Origin of the sequence: Parvimonas sp. D9 (genome assembly GCF_035282565.1) — a bacterium.
In the GTDB taxonomy this organism is placed as follows: domain Bacteria; phylum Bacillota; class Clostridia; order Tissierellales; family Peptoniphilaceae; genus Parvimonas; species Parvimonas micra.
In genome coordinates, this window is sequence record NZ_JAYKBM010000073.1 from 1 (window position 1) to 384 (window position 384).

Below are 384 nucleotides of genomic sequence, written 5' to 3' on the forward strand. Positions count from 1 at the left end.
GGTTGCTGATGTTCGCATTGGTAGCGCTTAATGTTCCTGCATCTACTGTGCCGGTTACACTTAAGTTAGTAAGACCAGTCAGGTTCGTAATGGTTGCATTTGTGATGCTCGCATTGGTTGCAGTCAGGCTGCTGATGTTTGCAAGGTTCGTGATGGAGTTCTGTGCGCTGGCACTTAAGGTTCCACTAAAGGTTCCACCTGTAATCGTGCCCGTTGCATTGATATCCGTAAAGTTACCTGTAGTGGCACTTACTGTTGCTGCCTGTATAGTGTTCGTTACACTTAAGTTCGTGAGTCCAGATAGGTTGCTGATGTTCGCATTGGTTGCACTTAATGTTCCTGCATCTACTGTGCCGGTTACACTTAAGTTAGTAAGACCAGTCA

Annotated in this window: 1 protein-coding gene; it reads right to left on the reverse strand. The window is 46.1% G+C overall.

Features of this window, described 5'->3' with window-relative positions; translation table 11 throughout:
- Positions 1-384: hypothetical protein (locus VJI94_RS08080; RefSeq protein WP_324008975.1), on the reverse strand; the 384-nt coding region annotated here is incomplete at both ends.